Source organism: Pelagicoccus mobilis (genome assembly GCF_016595505.1).
GTDB lineage: Bacteria > Verrucomicrobiota > Verrucomicrobiia > Opitutales > Opitutaceae > Pelagicoccus > Pelagicoccus mobilis.
On sequence record NZ_JAENIL010000011.1, the window covers coordinates 14,539 to 34,191 of the forward strand.

13 protein-coding genes are annotated in these 19,653 nt (G+C 53.1%); 12 read left to right on the forward strand and 1 reads right to left on the reverse strand.

Annotation, left to right across the window (positions count from 1 at the left end):
• The first annotated feature begins 125 nt into the window (after positions 1 to 125).
• The 4 genes from JIN87_RS07225 (at position 126) to JIN87_RS07240 (ending at position 7,891) form a co-directional block, all read left to right on the forward strand.
• Positions 126 to 2,018 (forward strand): carbon starvation CstA family protein, encoded by a 1,893-nt coding sequence (locus JIN87_RS07225; protein WP_200354870.1) that lies wholly within the window; start codon positions 126 to 128, stop codon positions 2,016 to 2,018.
• Between the two features lie 154 nt (positions 2,019 to 2,172).
• Positions 2,173 to 3,969 (forward strand): signal peptide peptidase SppA, encoded by a 1,797-nt coding sequence (gene sppA, locus JIN87_RS07230; RefSeq protein ID WP_200354871.1) that lies wholly within the window; start codon positions 2,173 to 2,175, stop codon positions 3,967 to 3,969.
• Positions 3,970 to 3,987: 18 nt separating this feature from the next.
• Complete coding sequence (locus JIN87_RS07235; protein ID WP_200354872.1) at positions 3,988 to 4,524, forward strand: iron-sulfur cluster assembly protein; 537 nt, start codon at positions 3,988 to 3,990, stop codon at positions 4,522 to 4,524.
• Positions 4,525 to 4,741: 217 nt separating this feature from the next.
• Entirely contained in the window at positions 4,742 to 7,891 is a 3,150-nt protein-coding gene (locus tag JIN87_RS07240; RefSeq protein WP_200354873.1) for a TonB-dependent receptor, read from the forward strand.
• Between the two features lie 244 nt (positions 7,892 to 8,135).
• On the opposite strand, the gene JIN87_RS07245 is transcribed toward JIN87_RS07240, so the two are convergent.
• Complete coding sequence (locus JIN87_RS07245; protein ID WP_200354874.1) at positions 8,136 to 9,209, reverse strand: LacI family DNA-binding transcriptional regulator; 1,074 nt, start codon at positions 9,207 to 9,209, stop codon at positions 8,136 to 8,138.
• Between the two features lie 247 nt (positions 9,210 to 9,456).
• Here JIN87_RS07245 and JIN87_RS07250 point away from each other — a divergent pair, with 247 nt between their 5' ends.
• The 8 genes from JIN87_RS07250 to JIN87_RS07285 are packed head-to-tail and all read left to right on the forward strand — an operon-like array spanning position 9,457 to position 19,593.
• Positions 9,457 to 9,870, forward strand: coding sequence for a hypothetical protein (locus JIN87_RS07250; RefSeq protein ID WP_200354875.1), 414 nt, complete (start codon positions 9,457 to 9,459; stop codon positions 9,868 to 9,870).
• Between the two features lie 25 nt (positions 9,871 to 9,895).
• A complete protein-coding gene (locus tag JIN87_RS07255) occupies positions 9,896 to 11,653 on the forward strand; it encodes a sodium:solute symporter family protein (protein WP_200354876.1) in 1,758 nt (585 codons plus the stop codon).
• Entirely contained in the window at positions 11,650 to 12,726 is a 1,077-nt protein-coding gene (locus JIN87_RS07260) for a class I mannose-6-phosphate isomerase (protein WP_200354877.1), read from the forward strand. The genes JIN87_RS07255 and JIN87_RS07260 overlap by 4 nt, the downstream gene beginning before the upstream one ends.
• A gap of 34 nt (positions 12,727 to 12,760) precedes the next feature.
• Positions 12,761 to 13,747 carry an NAD(P)-dependent oxidoreductase gene (locus JIN87_RS07265; protein WP_200354878.1) on the forward strand — a complete coding sequence of 329 codons (987 nt, stop codon included), beginning with the start codon at positions 12,761 to 12,763 and terminating at the stop codon, positions 13,745 to 13,747.
• A 12-nt stretch (positions 13,748 to 13,759) separates the two neighbouring features.
• The gene (locus JIN87_RS07270; RefSeq protein ID WP_200354879.1) at positions 13,760 to 15,706 is read left to right on the forward strand and encodes a DUF2264 domain-containing protein; all 1,947 of its coding nucleotides are present in this window, start codon (positions 13,760 to 13,762) and stop codon (positions 15,704 to 15,706) included.
• A 17-nt stretch (positions 15,707 to 15,723) separates the two neighbouring features.
• Positions 15,724 to 16,491 (forward strand): SDR family NAD(P)-dependent oxidoreductase, encoded by a 768-nt coding sequence (locus JIN87_RS07275; protein ID WP_200354880.1) that lies wholly within the window; start codon positions 15,724 to 15,726, stop codon positions 16,489 to 16,491.
• Positions 16,481 to 18,766: a heparinase II/III domain-containing protein gene (locus JIN87_RS07280; protein WP_200354881.1), complete on the forward strand. Its 2,286-nt coding sequence runs from the start codon at positions 16,481 to 16,483 to the stop codon at positions 18,764 to 18,766. The genes JIN87_RS07275 and JIN87_RS07280 overlap by 11 nt, the downstream gene beginning before the upstream one ends.
• Positions 18,763 to 19,593: a sugar phosphate isomerase/epimerase family protein gene (locus JIN87_RS07285; protein ID WP_200354882.1), complete on the forward strand. Its 831-nt coding sequence runs from the start codon at positions 18,763 to 18,765 to the stop codon at positions 19,591 to 19,593. The genes JIN87_RS07280 and JIN87_RS07285 overlap by 4 nt, the downstream gene beginning before the upstream one ends.
• The last annotated feature ends 60 nt before the right edge of the window (positions 19,594 to 19,653 follow it).

The window sequence follows — 19,653 nt, forward strand, 5'->3', positions numbered from 1 at the left end:
TTGGGAGAAAGGGGTTGCCTAGGGGCGTGGGGCTCCTTGGATATTGGGCTTGGCGCTGCGTCCGGCGCTGGGCCTTGAATTGGCTATCGGGGACGATAGCCGCTACCGTTTGCAAACTTTCCCCTATGTCTACCCTACTGATCGCTCTAGGAGCGGGTGCGCTCTATCTACTCGCTTATCACACGTACGGCCGGTTTTTGGCCCAGAAGATCTTCAAGCTCGATCGGAACGCCGAGGTGCCGAGCGTGGCGCTCAACGACGACGCGGATTTCGTGCCGACGGACAAGTTCGTGGTGTTTGGTCATCATTTTACTTCGATTGCGGGAACGGGGCCGATCGTGGGGCCGGCTATTGCGGTGATCTGGGGCTGGGTGCCGGCTTTGCTTTGGGTTTTGTTCGGCTCGGTGCTGATGGGGGCGGTGCATGATTTTGGGTCGCTGGTGGTGTCGATGAGGAATCGAGGCCAGACGGTGGGGGAGGTTTCGGGTCGCGTATTGAATCCGAGAATACGTTTTCTGTTTCTGTTTATCCTGTTTTTGGCTCTGACGATCGTGCTAGCGATTTTTGGCTTGGTGATCGCGGTTGTATTCAAGAGCTACCCGGGGGCGATCTTCCCGTGTCTGGTCCAGATCCCGCTGGCGGTGGCGATCGGGCTTTGGCTGCATCGCAAGGGTATGGGGCTGATGGTGCCTTCGCTGATTGCTTTGGCGTTGATGTATTTGTCGGTGGTTTTTGGAGACCAGGCTGGATTCATTCATAGCTTCAACGCGTCTTTGGCGGCTTGGCCGATCGCGAACTGGGTGGCGTTTTTGCTGGTCTATTCGTATATCGCGTCCGTGCTGCCGGTTTGGACGCTGTTGCAGCCGCGCGACTTTATTAACAGCTTGCAGCTGGTTACTGCGCTTGCGCTCGTGGTCGTGGGCTTGCTGGTGTCGGCCTTTGTGGGCGGGGCGCCGATTGGGGATTCGGAGTTGAGGCCGAGTTTGGAGATCGCAGCTCCGGCGTTTCGCCTTGATGCGGCGGGGGCGCCGGTGATGTTTCCGTTTTTGTTTATCACGATCGCTTGCGGGGCGATAAGCGGCTTCCATTGTCTCGTTTCGAGTGGGACTTCGAGCAAGCAGCTCCGTTGCGAGACGGACGCGCAGTTTGTGGGGTTTGGCTCGATGTTGCTGGAGGGGTTCTTGGCAACTTTGGTGATCCTGGCTTGCGTGGCTGGGCTGGGCTTGGGGATTCAGGGAAGCGAAGGTCAATTGCTGCTTGGCTCGGAGGCTTACGAGGCTCGCTACTCTTCTTGGGCTGCGGCGGGCGGCTTGGCTGCCAAGGTGGGCGCGTTTGTGGATGGGGCGGCGAATTTTCTGAAATCGCTCGGTTTGCCGGCTCAGTTCGCGGTGGCGTTGATGGGCGTATTGGTCGCTTCTTTTGCGGCTACGACTTTGGATACGGCCTGCCGTTTGCAGCGTTATGTGATCCAGGAGTTGGCGGCTACGTTTGTGAAGAAGCAGCCTTCCGGTCGCGTGCAGGTTTCCGCGAATCCGTTTTCTTGGCTGACGAACAAGCATGGGGCGACGATTTTCGCGATCGCGATCGCTTTCTGGATGGCGGCGATTCCTCCTGAGGGATTGGGCTGGGAGTGGAAGAACGTGGGCAAGGGGGGGATGCTGCTTTGGCCGATGTTTGGAGCGACTAACCAGCTGCTCGGCGGGTTGGCGTTTTTGGTGATCTCTTTTTGGATGTGGCGTCGCCGTTTGCCGGTGTGGTTCGTGGTGATCCCTACGATTTTCATGTTGGTGATGCCGGCTTGGGCGATGAGCTTTCAGCTTTTCAGCGAGGGCGGTTGGCTCGCGGCTGAGAACAAGAACTGGGCGCTCATTTTTATCGCGATCGCGACTATGGCCTTGGAGGTCTGGATGGTGATCGAGGCGTTTTTGTGCTGGCCCAAGGCGAAGGGAGTGTTGGAGCAGGCGCTTGAGCCTTTGGACAAGGGGGCCGCCTCCACGGAAGGCGGGCGTTCCTGCTAGCTGGTTTTGGGGGACTCCGGATTTGTTGTCGGCGGCTGGATTTGTCTGGTCGCCGTTTTGTTGTGCTTTCGCCAAGGGAGTTGGGGAGGTGTCGGTTTAGGTTTGCGACTCTTGGCCGATGAGGGAGGTTAGAGGTAGTTATCTAGCAAATGTTATGAAGGGATTTTTGAAGACGTTTTTCGCGTCCTTGCTGGCGATACTGTTCGCGGCGGGTGGTTTGTTTGTATTTATCCTGGTTTTGATCGGCGTTTTGTCGTCGATGAGCCAGCCGGTTCCGCAGGTTGCGGATGGGAGCGTGCTGGTGTTTAACATGTCGACGGCGGTGCAGGATCGGCCCGTAGGCATGACTCGGGACGCGTTTATCGACGAGGCGATCGGTGGGAGTCGGCAGGCGAAGGTATCGCTGCGGACTTTGACGCGTGGGATTCGAGCGGCGGGAGAGGACGACCGTATCGAGGGCTTGTTGCTTACGGGGTCGTTTTCAACGGAGGGAGGCGCGTCTGGCTTTGCCGCTCTGAAGGAGGTGCGTGAGGCGATCGAGGCGTTTAAGGAGTCGGGCAAGCCGGTTGTCGCTTACGCAGTGTATCCGAGTTCTCGTGACATGTACGTGATCGCTGCGGCGGATACGGTTTACATGAACCCGGACGGTTTGGTTTCGGATGCGGGCATGTCGATGAGCTATCCGTATCTTGGCGGGTTTATGGAGAAGTATGGCTTGGGCGTTCAGGTAACGCGAGCGGGCGAGTACAAGGCGGCGGCTGAGAATTTTGTGCTGGAGGGGATGAGCGATCCTTCGAGAGAGGCGAATCTGGCGGTGTTGGAGGATTTTTGGGCGGAGTATCTGCAGGTTGTGGCTGCTGGGGCGGACATCGAACCGTCGCTTTACGAGGAGAAACTCAATGAGTTTGGCATGCTGGCGGCGTCTGACGCGGAGTCGATCGGCCTGGTTGACGGGCTGCTCTACACGGACGAGCTGATTGCGAAGATGCAGGAAGTATCGAGCAAGGATGCTGCGACGAAGTCTTTTGTGCAGACGAGCCTTTCCGACTATTTGTTGGACGCGGTTAAGCCTGAGTATTCAAGCGATGGATTCGTGGCGGTTGTTTACGCGGAAGGGTCTATCGTTAATGGAGAGGGGAAAGAGGGGCAGATTGGTGGAGACAAGCTTGCTCGTGAAATTCGGAAGATCCGCCAGGACGATAAGGTGAAGGCTCTGGTGTTGCGTGTGAACTCTCCTGGTGGCAGCGCTTTGGCGAGCGAAGTGATCCAGCGTGAGATTCGATTGGCGAAAGAGAAGATGCCAGTAGTCGTGTCTATGGGGACGATGGCTGCTTCGGGTGGGTATTGGATTTCTGCATACGCCGACAAGATCTATGCTCAGCCGAATACGCTAACGGGCTCGATCGGCGTGATCGGGGTTTTCTTCAACTACGAGGAGTTGGCGGCCGAGCACGGTGTGAATTTCGATACGGTTAAGACGACGGAGCACGCGGACTTCATGGGAATGTTCCGGGCGAAGACGGACCGCGAGATGGATTTGGTGCAGCGTCAGGTGGACTTTGTCTACGACGCGTTTTTGGAGAAGGTATCAGAGGGGCGTGGGCTGGAGCTGGATGCTGTGAAGGCGCTAGCCGAAGGGCGTATCTGGTCGGGGGTGGACGCTCTTGATCTTGGCTTGGTCGACGAGCTTGGCGGTTTGGGTGAGGCGATCGCCTATGCGGGGCAGGAAGCTGGGCTTGGCGATTCGCCTGCGATCAAGGAGTTGCCGGCGGCAAGCAATTTCCTCGACGAGCTGCTTTCCGACGTGTCGCAGCAAGCGGCGGATGCGTCGACGAATATTGCCCTGAAGCCCTTGGTTGACTTGTATCGCGAAGCGAGCGAGATGACATCGCGATTTAATGATCCGAAAGGGGTTTACACGGTTTTGCCCTATACGATCACAATTGAATAACTTATATCTATTAGTGGAATGGAAACGGTACTGATTAGAGATTGCGGCGCGACTGTGATTCCAGCTGGGGATTCGGTTACGCTGGCGAAGGGGACCCCGGTTTTTATTGCTCAGACGCTGGGCGGAAATGTGACTGTGCGCACGGATAGGGGCTTGTTTCGGATCGCGAGCGCGGATGTAGACGCTCTGGAAGAAGTTGATCTGGGCGAATCTGCGGCCGTTCCGGCGACGGATGGAGACGCTTCATTGGAGGAACAGGTCTGGGAAGCTCTGAAGGGCTGTTTCGACCCGGAAATCCCTATTAATATAGTGGATCTGGGGTTGGTCTATGATTTGCGGATTGAATCTGCCAAAGACGGGCAGAGCGAGGTTTTCATTAAGATGACCCTGACGGCCCAAGGCTGCGGTATGGGGCCTGTCATCGCCGAAGACGCCCGGACGCGGGTGAAGTTGCTTGATGCGGTTTCCGAGGCGACCGTGGACATCGTTTGGGATCCGGTGTGGAATCCGCAGATGATTTCCGAGGAAGGTCGCAAGATTATGGGCATCTCCTGATCAAAGCTGATAATTATATCCTTTTCAGCCCCGCTTTACAGCGGGGCTTTTTTGTTTTTGGAGAGCTGTAAATAGGTTATGACTATTATTAAAAACTAATAGTTATAAGTTTTGTGATTGACTCTAGGTGGGGGTGAGTGGTTTTCTCGTAACCGTAGCCGCCTGTGTGCAATTGGCGGCGATTCGGTTTCCCCAAGAACCCTAACCCTATCGACTTATGAAACTTAGTTCTCTTACGAGAATGTTGCGAGGCTCTGCAGGAGGCAGATCGGTCGCTCGCTATCTAACTCTACTAGTAGCCTTTATGGCATCTGGTATTTCTGCTTTTGGTCAGGACAATGGCCGAGTGCAGGGCCGCGTTCAGGATGCGATCAGCGGTCGCTACATGGAGGATGTAACTGTAACTGTGTCTGAGACTGGAGATTCGGTCCAAACCGTGGGAGACGGTACCTACCGTATCACAGGGCTATCTGCCGGAACCTATTCACTTACAGTCGAGCACGTCGGCTACTTCGAAAAGAACGTCATGGTGGAGGTTCAAGCGGGACAACTCGCAGTCGTCGACACCGTTCAGATGAAGAGTCAGAACAACTTCGACGATGATGACGAAATCTTCGAGCTGGATGCGTTTGAGGTACGCAACGAGGTGGATGCGTTCAGTCGTGCGATCAACAAGCAGCGCGTCTCTGACTACAATGTGAACGTAGTGGACTCCGGAACTTTTGGTGATGTGACTGAAGGTAACGTAGGTGAGTTCGTTAAGTTCCTCCCTGGTGTTAACATCAACTACGTCGCGGCGGATGCTCGTACGATTACGGTGCGTGGTATGGCTGATAACTTCACTCCAGTTACCGTTGACGGTAATCGTATGGCGAGTGCGGCCTCGGGTAACAAGGCCCGTGACTTCGAGCTGGAGCAGCTTTCCATCAACAACATCGAGCGTGTTGAGGTGGCAAAGGTTCCCACTGCTGACATGGCGGCGGACTCGCTTGGAGGCGCTGTTAATCTCGTCAGTAAGAACGCGTTCGAGCGAGATGGTCGCGAGATCAAGTATCGCGTGTACATCAGCGCGAATGACGAGAACTTGGATTTAGGTTCTACGCCGGGCTGGGGAGACAATACGACTTCGAAGATCAAGCCAGGTTTCGACTTCAGCTATGCTGATGTATTCAAAGATGGAACACTGGGAGTGATGTTCAACTACACGAACTCGAACCAGTACAACGAACAGCACCGTGTGCGTACCCGTTGGGTAACGGATAATTCGGGCGAAGGTCTCGGCACTCCGATCATGCGTCGTTACTACATCCAGGATGGTCCAAAGTTCACGAATCGCGATTCTTTCCATCTGAAGGCTGACTACAAGTGGGGCGAGAACACGGTTGTTTCCGGTAGTGTTCAGTTCAACGACTACCGTTCTGAATTCCGTAATCGTAACATAACTTGGGACTCTAACATCACATCCACTACGGATAGCGACGGCAATGAGGATGACTCGGTCATTTCTCCAACCTACATGCTCGGTGACCCTGGTCGTGGTGACATCGACCTTGGCGGGTCATGGAGAAACAAATACGGCGACACTTGGCACGGAGATTTCAAGGTCACGCATTATGGTGATGTTTGGACCTATGAGGTTGGTGGTTTCTCTTCTACTGCGACGAACTACTACGATGATTTCTCTCGTGGAATGATCATGGCGGTAATTGGCGATGACGATTACCGTGGACGCTTCGAGTTCAGCGATATCGGTGATCCTTACGCTGGTGTAATGTCATTCACGCCAACTCTGACGCTTTATGATGAGAATGGCAACGTTGACCCAACTTACGGTGTATCCAGTTTGGCAACCTTTGACCTCGATGAGGTGCAGACTCGCGAGCAGGACGCTGAGGATCAATTCACCGGTTTGAACTTCGACATGAAGCGCAACATCCGTGTTGGTGAGTCTCCAGGTTACTTCAAGATGGGAGTGCGTTACCAGAAGCAAGAGCGTGATGCGGATCGTAATCGTACTCGTATTCGTCACGTGGATAGCCATTACGACGACACTGGTCTCCCAGCAGAGCAGTACTACTCTGGACAAGATGCTCTATACATCGGATCTGGAATCATTCAGTGGCCTGACTACGAGGATATCTACGACTACTTCGCTGCGAACCAGGACAACTTCGATTTCAACCACCCGTCTCGCTATGTATCCAACATCACGGGTGAAGCCAATGATGTGTTCAAGGCTGAGGAAGAAATCAACGCAGCCTACATGATGGCTCAGCTCAAGTTCATGGACTCCCGCCTCAAGGTAACAGCAGGTGTTCGCTACGAAGAAACAACGCTTACCGGTGAAGGTGGCTACTATGATGAGTCGCTTGGTGATGGAATCGATGACCCAGTTGAAAAGCTGCAGGCTCAGTGGAGTCAGCGTAAGGTATCCACTGCGTCATACGATGACTTCTACCCAAGCATTCACTTCGCTTACGACATCAATGACCGTTTGCTGATGCGCTTCGCTTACGCAAATACAATTGGTCGTCAGAACTTCAGCGCGGTTGTACCGCAGATCGAAATCGACCAACCGTCAGAAGACGAAATGGAGTCGGATGGTTTGGTTGAGTTCAACAACACGGGTCTCCTTCCGCAGGATGCGGATAATTTCGACTTCACTCTCGAGTACTATCCGGAAATGGGCGGATCGATTTCGGCTGGAATCTTCCGCAAGAAGATAAGCGACTATATCGTAAGTCATGACGGAGTGATCGGCGATCTCTCGCCTGCTGAGTTCGAGGCTTATGGCCTGCCTACCATCCTCCTCGAGACGCCACAGTATGCGTTTGAAACCGATGAGAATGGAGGAACTGCGACGGTTGATGGTATCGAGTTGAGCTACTTCCGTTCTCTCAAGGGCAGCAATATGCCGGATTGGTTGAGCAGCTTCAGCTTCTTGGCGAACGCAACCTTCATCGACGTTAAGCAGAAGATCAATGGTAACACCATCAACGAGTTGGAAGACATGGTTGAAGAGACTTACAATTTGGGTCTGACCTACGATCGCGATCCTTGGAAGGTTCAGCTTAAGTTCAATAGCAAGGGCGAGCAACTCGTTGGCAACTTCACTGACTTGAGAACTTATAATTCTGACGGCGATCGTATCGCTTACTTCAAGCTCTATCGTGATGCTCTCGAAACGGTAGATATCAATATCGACTTCGATATCAACGATAAGACTCAGATCTTCATCAGCGGACGAAACATCTTCAATCAAGAGCAACGCCAGTTCGCTCGTAACGCTGATCACAGCATCGCGGTTCCAGAGCGTATCGAAGAATACGGTGTGCAGTACGCGATCGGCGTGAAGGGTAAGTTCTAGACCGTTTTAGAAAGGTTCGCTGTTCTGGTTCTGTAGGGCAGCGGACTGTAGAATGACAATAGCGCGCGGCTTTAGGTAGGGCCGCGCGCTTTTTTGTGTTTGGTGGGAGTTGTGTTTTGTTGGAGTTTTCTACTGTGGTGCGGCGCGGCGGCGAGCGCCGGCCCTACTGTTTTTTGGGGGCAAAAGTAAAGGCCGCACTTTTTTGTGCGGCCTTTTGTTATGAAATTGTGGATACTTGTAGCTACTAGGTTCGAACGAGCTTCTTTTTACTGCGGGGAGCGGTGTTGGTTGACTCGCGAATTTTGAGCCCGGCAGGTAAGGTTATGTCCGTGAGTCCAGCTGAATCTTCTTCGATGGCGCGGGTTAGGATTTTGCCAGCTTCACGTCCCATTGTCTCGGGGTTAGCTCCGGCGGAGGTGAGGGTCGGGTGTTCTTCTTCGCAGATTCGAGTCATGTCAAATGCGGCGACGCTCACTTCTTGCGGGATGGAGATCTGTTGCTGCAGCAAATAGTTGATGGCACCGCGAGCCATTAAGGCGTTGAGGCAAATCCAGGCGCTTGGAATTGTATCCACATTGTCCAAGATTTCCTGGGCGGCTTCGTATCCTTCTTTGCGATCGGATCCGTCGCGTGTTGATTTTGCCTTCGGATCGAGGGCAAGTCCCTTGCTTTGCAGGGCCTTTTCCAGGGAATCGAGTCGCTCGTCGTGTCGGCCTCGCGGGTTGCCGCCGCCAAGCCAGGCGAATTCGCGATGGCCAAGTTCGTAGAGGTGGTCGACGAGAAGCTCGGCCGATTCGAACTCGTTGGATAGAACTGAATGGCACTGGCCTGTGGCCTTCGAAGAGATGTAGACGATGGGTCGACCCGTGGCTCTTACTTTCTTCAAAAAGGCCGGCTGAACCTCTCCCATAATGGCGATTCCTTTCACGGAATTCTGAAAGTGGGAGGAGAAGGAGTTTTCGGATTCGTTGAGATCGTCTTCAGAGCCCAGATACACCGTCTTGAGTTTGTGCTCCTTAAGGTGCTCGTGCAGTCCCTGGTGGATGTGGCTAAAGAAGTTGCTCTTGTTGGCCAGTCGAAGAGGGGAGCGAAGAATGTAGCCGATTGTCTTCTGGCTGCTATCGGCAGGGTCGCTTTCGATCTTCATGCCTTTCGGCGTGTAACCTTCGCGGGCGGCGAGCTCGCGGATCGCGTTGTAAGTTTTCTCGGAAATGCCCTTGGTGCGGCCGTTCAATGCCATCGATACAAGGGCTTGGGAGCAGCCGATCTCCTTGGCGATCTGCGCTTGTGAAATTCGTTTGGGTTTTGATTGGGTCATACCTAGGTGAGGGAGTGAAACCGCATTATCAGTTTCTTCCTTATATATATTAGGATTATCTGGAAAGAAACGACTAAAATTTTCTCAAAACCGCATTTTCTTTCCCTAGCCAAGGGCAAATAGGTTGACACTTATGAAAACTAATAATTATAAGTTTAGTCACAGTCGGGAAATCGTTTCTGTTTGAAATGACCTGCTGCGGCGGATCTGGAAAGCGAAGATCAACCCGGCTGAGCAAACCCCTCTTATGTCACTTTACTCCCAGGATTTTCAGTCTTTTCGGACCATCGTTTTCGGCGCCGCTTCGTTTGTCGGACCGAGCGTTGCCGTAGAGTTGGATGCCGATTGCGAAGATTTTCTTAGTGTCGGAGAAAAGGGATTAGGGGAGGTTAAATTTTCTGCTTCGTGCGACCGCGCTTGCGGTTCCGGAGCTCGAGATCTCGAGGGGGAACGTCTGGTCGAAGTGCCGTCTGTTCTCTCCGGGGTGAATGGTGAAACAGCCATCGAATTTGAAGGCGGAGAGTATTTGTTGGATTCAGTATCTGGGGAAACCGAACCACTTACTCTTCGCTCTTCGAGCATTTCTAATGTGGGAGCGAGCTCTCGAATGAAAGGTGCCGTTCCGGTTTTCGGCACGCTGAAAGGGACCTCAATCACGTAATCATTTCTCAAATACTATCTGTCGTATGGATGTATCATTGACCAATTTTGACTATGGAGTCATCGGATTCTATTTCCTGTTCATGGTGGCGATCGGCCTCTTGTTCCGAAATTTCATCGGTAACACGAGCGACTTCTTCCGTGGTGGAGGCCAGATGTCCTGGTGGATGGCTGGGAGTAGCGCCTTCATGGTTCAGTTTAGCGCGTGGACATTTACAGGAGCGGCGAGCAAGGCCTACAACGACGGTCTGCTTGTGCTGGTTATCTTCTTTGGTAACGCTCTTGGGTTCGTAGCGAACTATTGGTACTTCGCCGCGAAGTGTCGTCAGTCTCGTGTGGTGACGGCGGTCGAAGCGATGCGTATCCGCTTTGGCAAGACAGCGGAGCAAGTATTTACCTGGCTGCAGCTCCCGATCGGGACCTTGTATGCTGGGATCTGGTTGAACGGCCTCGGAGTGTTCTTCTCCGCGGTGTTTGGGTTTGATATCAAGACGACCGTCCTGGTGACGGGTTTGGTAGTGCTCATTCTCTCGGTGACTGGGGGTAGCTGGGCGGTCGTCGCGTCAGACTTCATGCAAGTCTTGGTATTGATGCCAATTAGCGTTGTTGCAGCGTTCTTTGCTTTGAAGGAAGTTGGCGGCGTCGGCGAAATGATAGAGCGTTTCCCTGCCGATCGAATGTTCGGGGGCGATACGAATTACTCTGCTCTCATTTGGATTTGGGTGGTTGTAATTCTGATTAAGCAGTTTGCGTCGACCAACAACATGATGGATGCGTCACGCTATTTGTGCGCTCGCGATACGAATGAAGCTCGAAAAGGCGCTTTGCTCGCATCGGCTCTCTTTATCATCGGACCTGTGGTTTGGTTCGTCCCTCCCATGGTATCGGCGATCTTGTATCCAGATCTCGGTAGCATGTTTCCTCAGCTGAAAAAACCTGAGGAGGCCTCCTATGTGGCGATCTGTATTATGACGCTTCCGGCGGGGATGCTCGGTCTGTTGATGTCCGGAATTTTCGCTGCCACAATGTCATCCATGGACAGCGGCCTTAATCGTAACGCTGGTATCTTTGTGCGGAATTTCTATCTGCCGTTGCTGCGCCCGAAGGCGACTGAAAAGGAGCTGCTCATGGTGAGCAAGATCTCCACGATTGTCTTTGGATTGGGCATCATCGCAGCTGGTATCTTGTTCAGCCAGATGAAGGAAATCGGTCTCTTCGACTTGATGCTGAAGTTTGGTGGATACATCGCCATTCCGATGCAAGTGCCTTTGATTTGGGGACTTGTAGTTAAGCGGGTGCCGGACTGGGCGAGTTGGGTCACGATCATCATTGGACTTTGCGTATCGTTCGCAGTTAAGACTTGGATGACTCCCGAGTGGACTCACAGTATACTCGGACTGGATACGGAGTTCTCGGGACGTGAGGCGAGTGATCTCTCGCTAATCTACGGGGTTGTGATCAACCTGACCGTCGGATCGATCGTCTATCTCGGTTCTGGCCTCTTCTACAAGGAACCAACTGGCGAGCGTAAGGAGGAAGTAGATGGTTTCTTCAAGAATCTAGAGACGCCGGTGACGGCGGATGAGACCGGAACAGTCGAGAAGGACTCTTCGCAGGGGAAGGCTTTGGGAATTCTCTCCATGATTTACGGTGGCTTCGTCTTCCTGCTCGCCCTCATACCGAATCCATTGCTTGGACGTTTTGCATTCATGTTCTGTGGCCTTGTATTGCTCGGAATCGGTTATGCTCTCGCGAAGGCTGGAAAGGAGAAGGCGACCGCGTGATTGCTTCGAAACAGTGCGTTTTACCGCTCCCGCCGAATCGCGTTTGGCGTACCTATACAGGCGGTAAGGTTCTGGATACAATTTCCGGAATTGAAGATCCTGCGGATAGCCATTTTCCCGAAGATTGGTTGGGTTCGCTGACAACTGCGAACAACCCGGACCAGCAAGATGCGGACGAAGGGCTGTCGAAGATCACGACGGAGTCCGGTGACTCTTTACTGATGTTGGACTTGGTGAAGGAGGATCCAGAGTTTTATTTGGGCAAGGCTCACGTGGAACGCTTCGGCTTGGATATGCGAATTTTGGCCAAGTATTTGGATTCCGCGATTCGCTTGCACTTTCAGGTGCATCCGACTGCTGCGTTCTCTGCGAAGCACTTGGGAACGAACAAGGGGAAGACTGAGGCCTACATCATTTTGGCAATCCGGGAGGATGTTAAGGAGCCCTACATTTATGCGGGCTTTCAACGTCCACCTTCAAAGGAAGAGCTGAAGCAATGGATAGAGACTCAGAATATCTCTGCTTTGGAAGATTGTTTCGATAAGATCCCCGTAAAGGTGGGTGATGTTTTCCTGATTCCGGGAGCCTGTCCGCATGCTTTGGGCGAAGGAATTCTGATGGTCGAGCTGATGGAGGCGAGCGACCTCGTAGTACGTTTTGAATTTGAGAGAGGCGGTTTCGTGCTGCCGGAGGAATCGCGCTATATGGGGCGTGATTTGGAGTTCTGCTTGCAGGTTTTCGACCTGGAGCCGAAATCCGCAGAGAGTTTTGTTTGCGAACCCAGAGTGGTGCGCGTGTTTGAGGACGGATCCGAGCAAAAGCTTTTGATCGGATCGGATCGTACCAATTGTTTTCAAGCTCGCTCAACCCGTATCGAAAAATCAGTTACAAAGCGGGAGGATGGCTTTTACATTCTCGTCGTGACCGATGGATCGGGTTCGCTAAAAGTTGGTGATCAAAGCTATCAATTGAATCGCTTTGATCGGGTATTTATCGCCGCTGAGGCAGGCGATGTGACTTTTGAAACAGGGGAAGGCCTAGAGTTCCTAGAGCTCGCTGGACCCGCATTGTGAGACTGTAGAAATGCAATCGACAAACCTAATTGTAATGTCGCAGCTCGAGATCGAGACCTTCCTAGTGGAGGACCGGCTCGAAGCGTTGAAAGAACTGATCGCTCCTTGCCGAGTCGTTGACGCGGAGTCCTGTACCGAAGAGTCTTGGGTCGAGCTGTTGAAGGAAACGAATCCAAGGATTCTCGTGGCGGGATGGAAGACCAAACCACTGCCAGCGAACACTCGAACAGAGATCGCTCCTGCGCTCGACTACGTGTGCTACATGCCAGGCTCCGTTCGCAAACTAGTTCCGCGAGAACTGATCGAGCAGGGCTTGCTTGTGACGAACTGGAGTTCGTCAATCAGCCGTACGGTGGCGGAGTGCGCGCTACTGCTAAGCCTCGCTTGTATGAGACGGGTAGCGTATTGGTCGCATCAGATGCACGATCAAGGAGGCTGGAAAAATGGGACCACGGTTACGCAGTCTCTCTTTGATCGCAGGATCGGTATCCACGGATTTGGCGCGGTGGCGAAAGCGTTGTTGCCATTGTTGAGGCCCTTCACCGACAAGATCTCAACGTATACGGAGGGCGTTCCAGAAGAAGTGTTCGAAGCTTACGGAGTGCGTCAGGAGAAGGATCTCGAGAAGTTGTTCTCCGAGAACGACGTGGTGATCGAAGCCGAAGCATTGACGCCTGAGAGAGAGAAAATCGTGGGAGAAAAGCTTCTCGGGTTGATCCCGAAGGGTGGTTCATTCGTCAATGTCGCTCGCGGCGCTCTGGTCGATGAAGAAGCACTCCTGGCGATCGCGGAACGAGGAGACATCCAGGTTGGGCTTGATGTTTACACGATCGAGCCCCTTCCGGAAGACCATGCATTTCGCGGATGCCGCAACATTGTTCTTTTGCCGCACCTTGGAGGTCCCTCTACAGATCGTCGCCGCGATGCGGCGGATCATAGTTTGGAGAATCTTCGCCTCTTCCAGAACAACCAACCTGTTACCGAGCCAATCACATTGGACGTTTACGACCGCTCTACCTGAAAGATTTAGAAAATGGATACGAAAGAAATTACCCCTCGCTTTTTTGATCACGCGGGCCCCGTTCGCGAGAACGTTCCTGCATCCTACCGCAAGTGGCAGAATTATGCCCGTGCGTTAATCGAACCATTGGCCGACTTGATGGAAGAGGGACGTGCGAACCTCGATATCGAGGGGATGGCGAGTGACCATGATGAGAACGCTGATCGACTCGAAGCGCTGGCTCGTCCTTTTGTGCTTTTCTGCCATTGGGAGCGTTCGACGAATCTCTTCCGCGATGAGCGAGACGAGGAGCTGCTTGGAAAGTGCAAAGCCTGGTTCCGCCAAGCCTTGCTGCTAGGAAGCGACCCGGAGTCGGATCAATTTTTTGGATACTCCGCTAACTTTCATCAACATTCTGTGGAGATGGGGCTCTTTGTGATTGGGCTCGAACTGAGTCGTGATTGGCTTTGGGACGACCTGAATGAGGTTGAGCAAGCCCGTGTCTTGTCGTGGCTCGAGTCGGATGTCGGAAACGGACATCACTGGAACAACCATATGTTCTTCGGTATTTTCGTTCTGGAATTTCTCCAGCGTGAAGGACGCTTGCGCACTGCGTATCGCGGTGTGGTGGATCGTTGGTTCGAGGAATTGGAAGGGATGTACGCTGACGAAGGCTGGTACATGGATGGTATGAATCAGGCCTTCGATTTCTACAATGCGTATGCGTGGCACTACTACAGCATGTGGTGGGTGGCATTGTATGGAGAAGCTAATCCGGGACGTTGCGAGCGCTTCAAGGAGCGGACTAATCGTTTCATGAAGGACTATCCGATTTTCTTCGCCGAAAGCGGGGAACATCCTGCCTTTGGTCGCTCGATTTCCTATCGCTTCAATTCGACGGCTCCCTTTGGTTTAGCTCATGCGTTGGGGGCGTCCCCTGTCCCTGCAGGAGAGGCTCGTTCCATTTGTCAGCGCAGCTTGGAATTCTTTTTGAACAAGCCCATTTCGCAAGGGCAGGGCTGTCTCTCGCTCGGTTGGTACGATGAGTTTTTGCCAATGGTAGAGGTGTACTCGACCGGCGGATCCCCATATTGGGCGGCAAAGGCCTTCTCGCCGCTTCTATTGGCCCCAGAAGACCCGTTCTGGGAAGGGGAGGAGATTCCTGCCAAACCTGACAACCAGGACCGTGCGATCGCTATGAAAGCACCTTGTCTCATTGCGAGAAGCGTTGATGGCGAAGTGGAAATCATCAATGCAGGTTCTCAGATCGCATCGACGAATACGCGTTTCGGTCCGCACAAGTGGGGCCGCCTGAGCTACAAGAGCGCTTTCGGTTTTGCTCTTTCAAGTGATCCCGCATCCTATCCCTTTGATGGTGGTTTGACGGCGCAGAAGGAAGGATCCGAGGTCGTTTATGGACGTCACTACACCGCTCCGTTCGCTATCGAACCGCACCACATGGGCTGCTTGTATAGCCTAGGCGGCAAGCTTGAGCAGTTTCAGGTTTCTGTGGAAACGCGGGTTTGGTGGAAAGGGAACTGGCAACTCATCGTGCACCGCGTGATCGCGAAGGATGCAGCGACCTTGAGACATGGAGGTTACTCCGTTTCGGACTTAGACGGCGCGAAGATCCAGAACAAGGGCGGTATGCCGCTTGTCACTGTTAGCTCTGGTGAATACGGAGCATCTCTGCAGGCCATTTGCGGTTTTGACTCTACTGGGTATGATAGCCGCCTCTCAGCTGAAGATGGACCACGTCGCCACATTCAGGCCGCCTATCACTCGACCGCCTTACTCGAAACGAAGGTGAGCGCGGATGAAACGCGCGATCTCGCTTGTTTGAGTTGGGCCGGTACGAACGAAGCGGATTCCGCTGCCTGGGAACTCGTTTCGCTCGCCGAAGGGCGTTGGGAATTAAGTCACGAAAAGAATGGAAGCTGGGTAATTGAAGATGAAGCCCTCCCGGAAGTGTCCAGATAACAGATACGAATATTCAGATGATTTCAGAAAAACTTTCAGGAAAACGCGTCCTCGTAACAGCGGGCGCGCAAGGAATTGGAGAGGCGATTTCGCGACGCTTTATCGATGCAGGGGCGAGTGTTGCTGTCCACTATTTCTCCAGCGATACGATTGCCAAGGAGCTGGTAGCGTATGCCGACTCAAAAGGAGTGAAAGCGGTTGCTCTGCAAGGTGACCTTACTAACCGTGCTGATGCTGAGAAGATGTCGAAGGAGATCGAGCAAGAGCTCGGTGGCCTCGACATTCTGGTTAACAATGCAGGCTCCTTGATTGGCCGCCGTTCTCTTGGCGATATCGAGGACGAGTTTTGGAAAACCGTTTGGGACGTCAATGTGACCTCTAACTTTCTGGTTACTCAGGCGGTTCTGCCATTGCTGACTGCGAACGAAGGAAGCAGTATCGTGAATCTCTCTTCTCTGGCTGGACGAAAGGGTGGCCATGCGGGATCGATTGTCTATTCTGCGGCGAAGGGTGGCATTCTTACTTGGACACGGTCATTGGCGTCGGAGCTCGGCCCACAGGGGGTGCGAGTGAATGCGATCGCTCCTGGGCTCATTCTCGGAACGTCGTTCCACAATACGCATACAACCAAAGAGTCGGCAGATGAGACGATCAAGGGCTTACCGGTTGGAAGGGCGGGAAGTCCTGATGACGTTGCTCGTGCTGTTCTGTATCTCGCTTCCGAATACGATGGATTCATCTCAGGAGCGACTCTAGATATCAATGGAGGCGTTTATGCGTGCTAAGTTTGCATCGGTTCTAGTAGCAAGCGTCGGAATCGTCGGCAGTTTGTTGGCGATTGATGAGCGTGAATTCTATCACACTTACGATGGATTCGCCCTACCGACGGAAGTTCAGATGCCTGAGAAGGAAGTGCATCCATCGCTTTGGTTTGACGCTTCAGAAGTGAAGCAGGTGCTGGCCAAGAAAGATGCCGACGCGACGGCGAAAGAGTATTGGCAGAATCTGAACGAGAGCGAATTCCTGCTCGCCGATCTGCCTCCGGTGCCGAAGCTCGAGGACGACAAGAAGATCGTTCACAAGTATTACGGCACGCTGACTCAAGTCGCAGCTTACAATGGCCTGATGTATCAGCTTTCGGATGACGCCAAGAAGAAGGCCTACCTCGCGAAAGCGACTGAAGCCCTGAAGCGAGGATACGCGGGACCGCTCTATCAGCTCGATCCGATAATCAAGGGGAGTGCGGTTGACGAGATTTACCAAGGAGTTTGGGCGCAGAACTTTGCTGCCGCTTACGACTGGGTGCAGCCAGGGCTTTCGAAGCAAGATGATGAGATCATCCGAGGACATTTGATCGAGCATGCCCGCTACACCTATGAAAATCTCTGGTCCTGGGCGGGCAGTCCTCACAACCACCTGTCAAAGCCAGCCTGGGGGCTCGGGAGTACTGCTCTGGTGCTATCGGACCACCCTGAAGCAAAGGATTGGCTGACGCGCGCGGTGAAGGCAGCGAACGCGACGACTCGTTACTTCTTTGCTGGTGACGGCATGTACCGTGAAGGGTCTCACTACTACATCTTCTCGTTTATCAATTTTGTACCCTTTCTCTACCACTACGAGAATACGACCGGGTTCGATGCGTTTAGCTATTATCAATCAGCGTTCGAGTGGCCGATTGTTACTCGAAATGGCAAGGGCTGGATGTGGAATTTCGAGGACAGCTTTATCCGTCCTTATCCATCGCACTTAGTCGCAAAAGCGTTCTTGGATACGCCGACTCTTCTTCACAGCAAGGCGCCGCTTTCGGAAGTGTTGCAGTGGAACTATCAAGCAACTGATTACTCCGCCTTTGATGCATCGGAAGCGAAGTCAGGATTCAACTACACCGGAGCGAGCTGGGATTATGCAAAGGCTTTGGTAGAGTACCTATGTTACGATCCGAGTATCGCAGCGGCGAAACCGGATGTCTCGCCGGTACAGTTTATGAAATCCGGTCAGAGCGTATTCCGTAGTGATTGGGATTTCAATGATCCCAAATCGCGCACTCTTATCTTTCACGGAGTCGCGGAAGCGGACAATCACGAGCACTATGATCACTTGAGTTTTGTTCTGCATGCGGAGAACCAGATGATGTCGTCGGATGCTGGTTATACGCGGAAGAGTTATGGTGAGCCAATGCGGAGGGAATGGTATCTTACTGACGAGGCCCACAATGTAGTGCTTGCGAACGGGAAAGCTCCGGTGGATGTCGCTCCGAATCTCGCACCGTATTCCTCTCATCGATTTGTGACTCCATTCTTCTCTTGCGAGATAAAGGAGGCTCCTTACGCGGAAGGCGGCAAGCATCGCCGTTTGGTTGCGATGTTAGATGGCGACAAGTATGCGATAGCTGATTTCGTCGCTCTGCCAAAGGCTGGAGAAATCGAGGTCGTCATGCATGGAGGTCGAGCAACGTTGACTTCGAGCGATGCTCTGCACGAGTGGAGGTATTCGAACGATGACTACGGTCCGGCCGCAGGGCTGAGGCAGTGGTTTTGGGGCAAGGGCTTCAAAGCCAAGGAATACGAAGGGGAGTTGACGTACATCAAAGGCGATTATGCTCCATTCCCTTATCTGAAGCACTCTCTGCAAGGAGCGAACGCGCTTGGCTTAAGCTTGCTCGATCCCGTTTCTGATGAGGAAACAGGAGTTGAGTATGCGTACGAGCGAAAGTCTGAATCTGCGGTTGTCGTCAAAAGCGAGGACGGAGCTGAGTGGATTTCTGTCAATACGAACGGCGCGGAAATCGGGGAGTCGGTCTGGAAGACCGATGCTCTTTTCTCGTACTTCAATGCGGGCGCGAACGGTATTCAAGCAGCGGCGGTAGATTGCTCGAAGCTGCGTATCGGCAAGGACATGGAGTTTGAATTAAACGGTTCGACAACGCTGGCGTTGCGAAACGGCGAGAACGGTTTGGAACTCTACTTTACTGTCGAGAATCCGGTTCAAGGCGTTGCCCGCTACAATGGCCGTGTGTATCGACTCGATTTAAACAACAGTGGAATGCTGATCTTACGATGAAACTATCTTTTACGACATTGGCCTGTCCGGAATGGGATGTCCGGACAATTGTGAAGAAAGCTTCCGAATACGGTTTTGATGGCCTCGACTTTCGAGGGACCGGATCCGGGCTGGATATCACGACTCAGCCGGAATTCACGAGCGGCATCGACGTGACTCGAAGCCTGATCGATGAACACGGATTGGTGGTCAGTGGCGTAAGCTCAAGTTTGCGAATTTGTGATGTCGGCCTGTTCGAGACGAACCTGGAAGAAGCTCGTCGTACGATTCCTGTTGCCCGAGCTCTAGGTGCTGAGCAGGTCAGAGTATTTGGATACGGAGATCCAGCAATGGACCGCGATCAATCGATTGAGTATGGTCGCCGTTGCATGGAAGCTATTCTGAAGCTCGATGGCGCGGACCAGATCAATTGGCTGCTCGAAATGCATGACCATTGGATGGAAGCAGAGGTGTGCAAGAAGCTAGTCGATGCGGTGGGGAGTCCGAATTTTCAAATCTTGTGGGATATTGGGCACACGACGCGCGTCGGCGGTGAATCGGCCGAACATACGCTTTCGGTTCTAGGGGACATCATTCCCTGTGTGCATTTGAAGGACGCGGTTTTCGATAAGTCGCATGCCCATGCGATGAAGGATGGCTGGCGTTACGTTTTGCCTGGCACCGGAGAGCTGCCTCTTGATGGAGCGGTGAAGGCATTGATCGAACGGGAGTTCGATGGATGGTATGTGTTCGAGCACGAGAAACGCTGGCACGCGGATCTGGAAGAGCCGGACGAGGCCTTAGCCGCTTACGTGAAGTGGATGAAGGCCTTTGTGGCTGAGGTTTAGAGCAATTTTCTTTTGTTTAGGCGCTGAGAATCGCGGCACAAGGCCGCTTCCCACTTTAAG

Bases quoted from the DNA above. Each gene is read 5' to 3' on its own strand.
- JIN87_RS07240 (WP_200354873.1), top strand. From the start codon at position 4,742: ATGAAACTTAGTTCTCTTACGAGAATGTTGCGAGGCTCTGCAGGAGGC.
- JIN87_RS07265 (WP_200354878.1), top strand. From the start codon at position 12,761: ATGTCGCAGCTCGAGATCGAGACCTTCCTAGTGGAGGACCGGCTCGAA.
- JIN87_RS07235 (WP_200354872.1), top strand. From the start codon at position 3,988: ATGGAAACGGTACTGATTAGAGATTGCGGCGCGACTGTGATTCCAGCT.
- JIN87_RS07270 (WP_200354879.1), top strand. From the start codon at position 13,760: ATGGATACGAAAGAAATTACCCCTCGCTTTTTTGATCACGCGGGCCCC.
- JIN87_RS07280 (WP_200354881.1), top strand. From the start codon at position 16,481: ATGCGTGCTAAGTTTGCATCGGTTCTAGTAGCAAGCGTCGGAATCGTC.
- JIN87_RS07275 (WP_200354880.1), top strand. From the start codon at position 15,724: ATGATTTCAGAAAAACTTTCAGGAAAACGCGTCCTCGTAACAGCGGGC.
- JIN87_RS07250 (WP_200354875.1), top strand. From the start codon at position 9,457: ATGTCACTTTACTCCCAGGATTTTCAGTCTTTTCGGACCATCGTTTTC.
- JIN87_RS07255 (WP_200354876.1), top strand. From the start codon at position 9,896: ATGGATGTATCATTGACCAATTTTGACTATGGAGTCATCGGATTCTAT.
- JIN87_RS07225 (WP_200354870.1), top strand. From the start codon at position 126: ATGTCTACCCTACTGATCGCTCTAGGAGCGGGTGCGCTCTATCTACTC.
- JIN87_RS07245 (WP_200354874.1), bottom strand. From the start codon at position 9,209: ATGACCCAATCAAAACCCAAACGAATTTCACAAGCGCAGATCGCCAAG.
- sppA (WP_200354871.1), top strand. From the start codon at position 2,173: ATGAAGGGATTTTTGAAGACGTTTTTCGCGTCCTTGCTGGCGATACTG.
- JIN87_RS07285 (WP_200354882.1), top strand. From the start codon at position 18,763: ATGAAACTATCTTTTACGACATTGGCCTGTCCGGAATGGGATGTCCGG.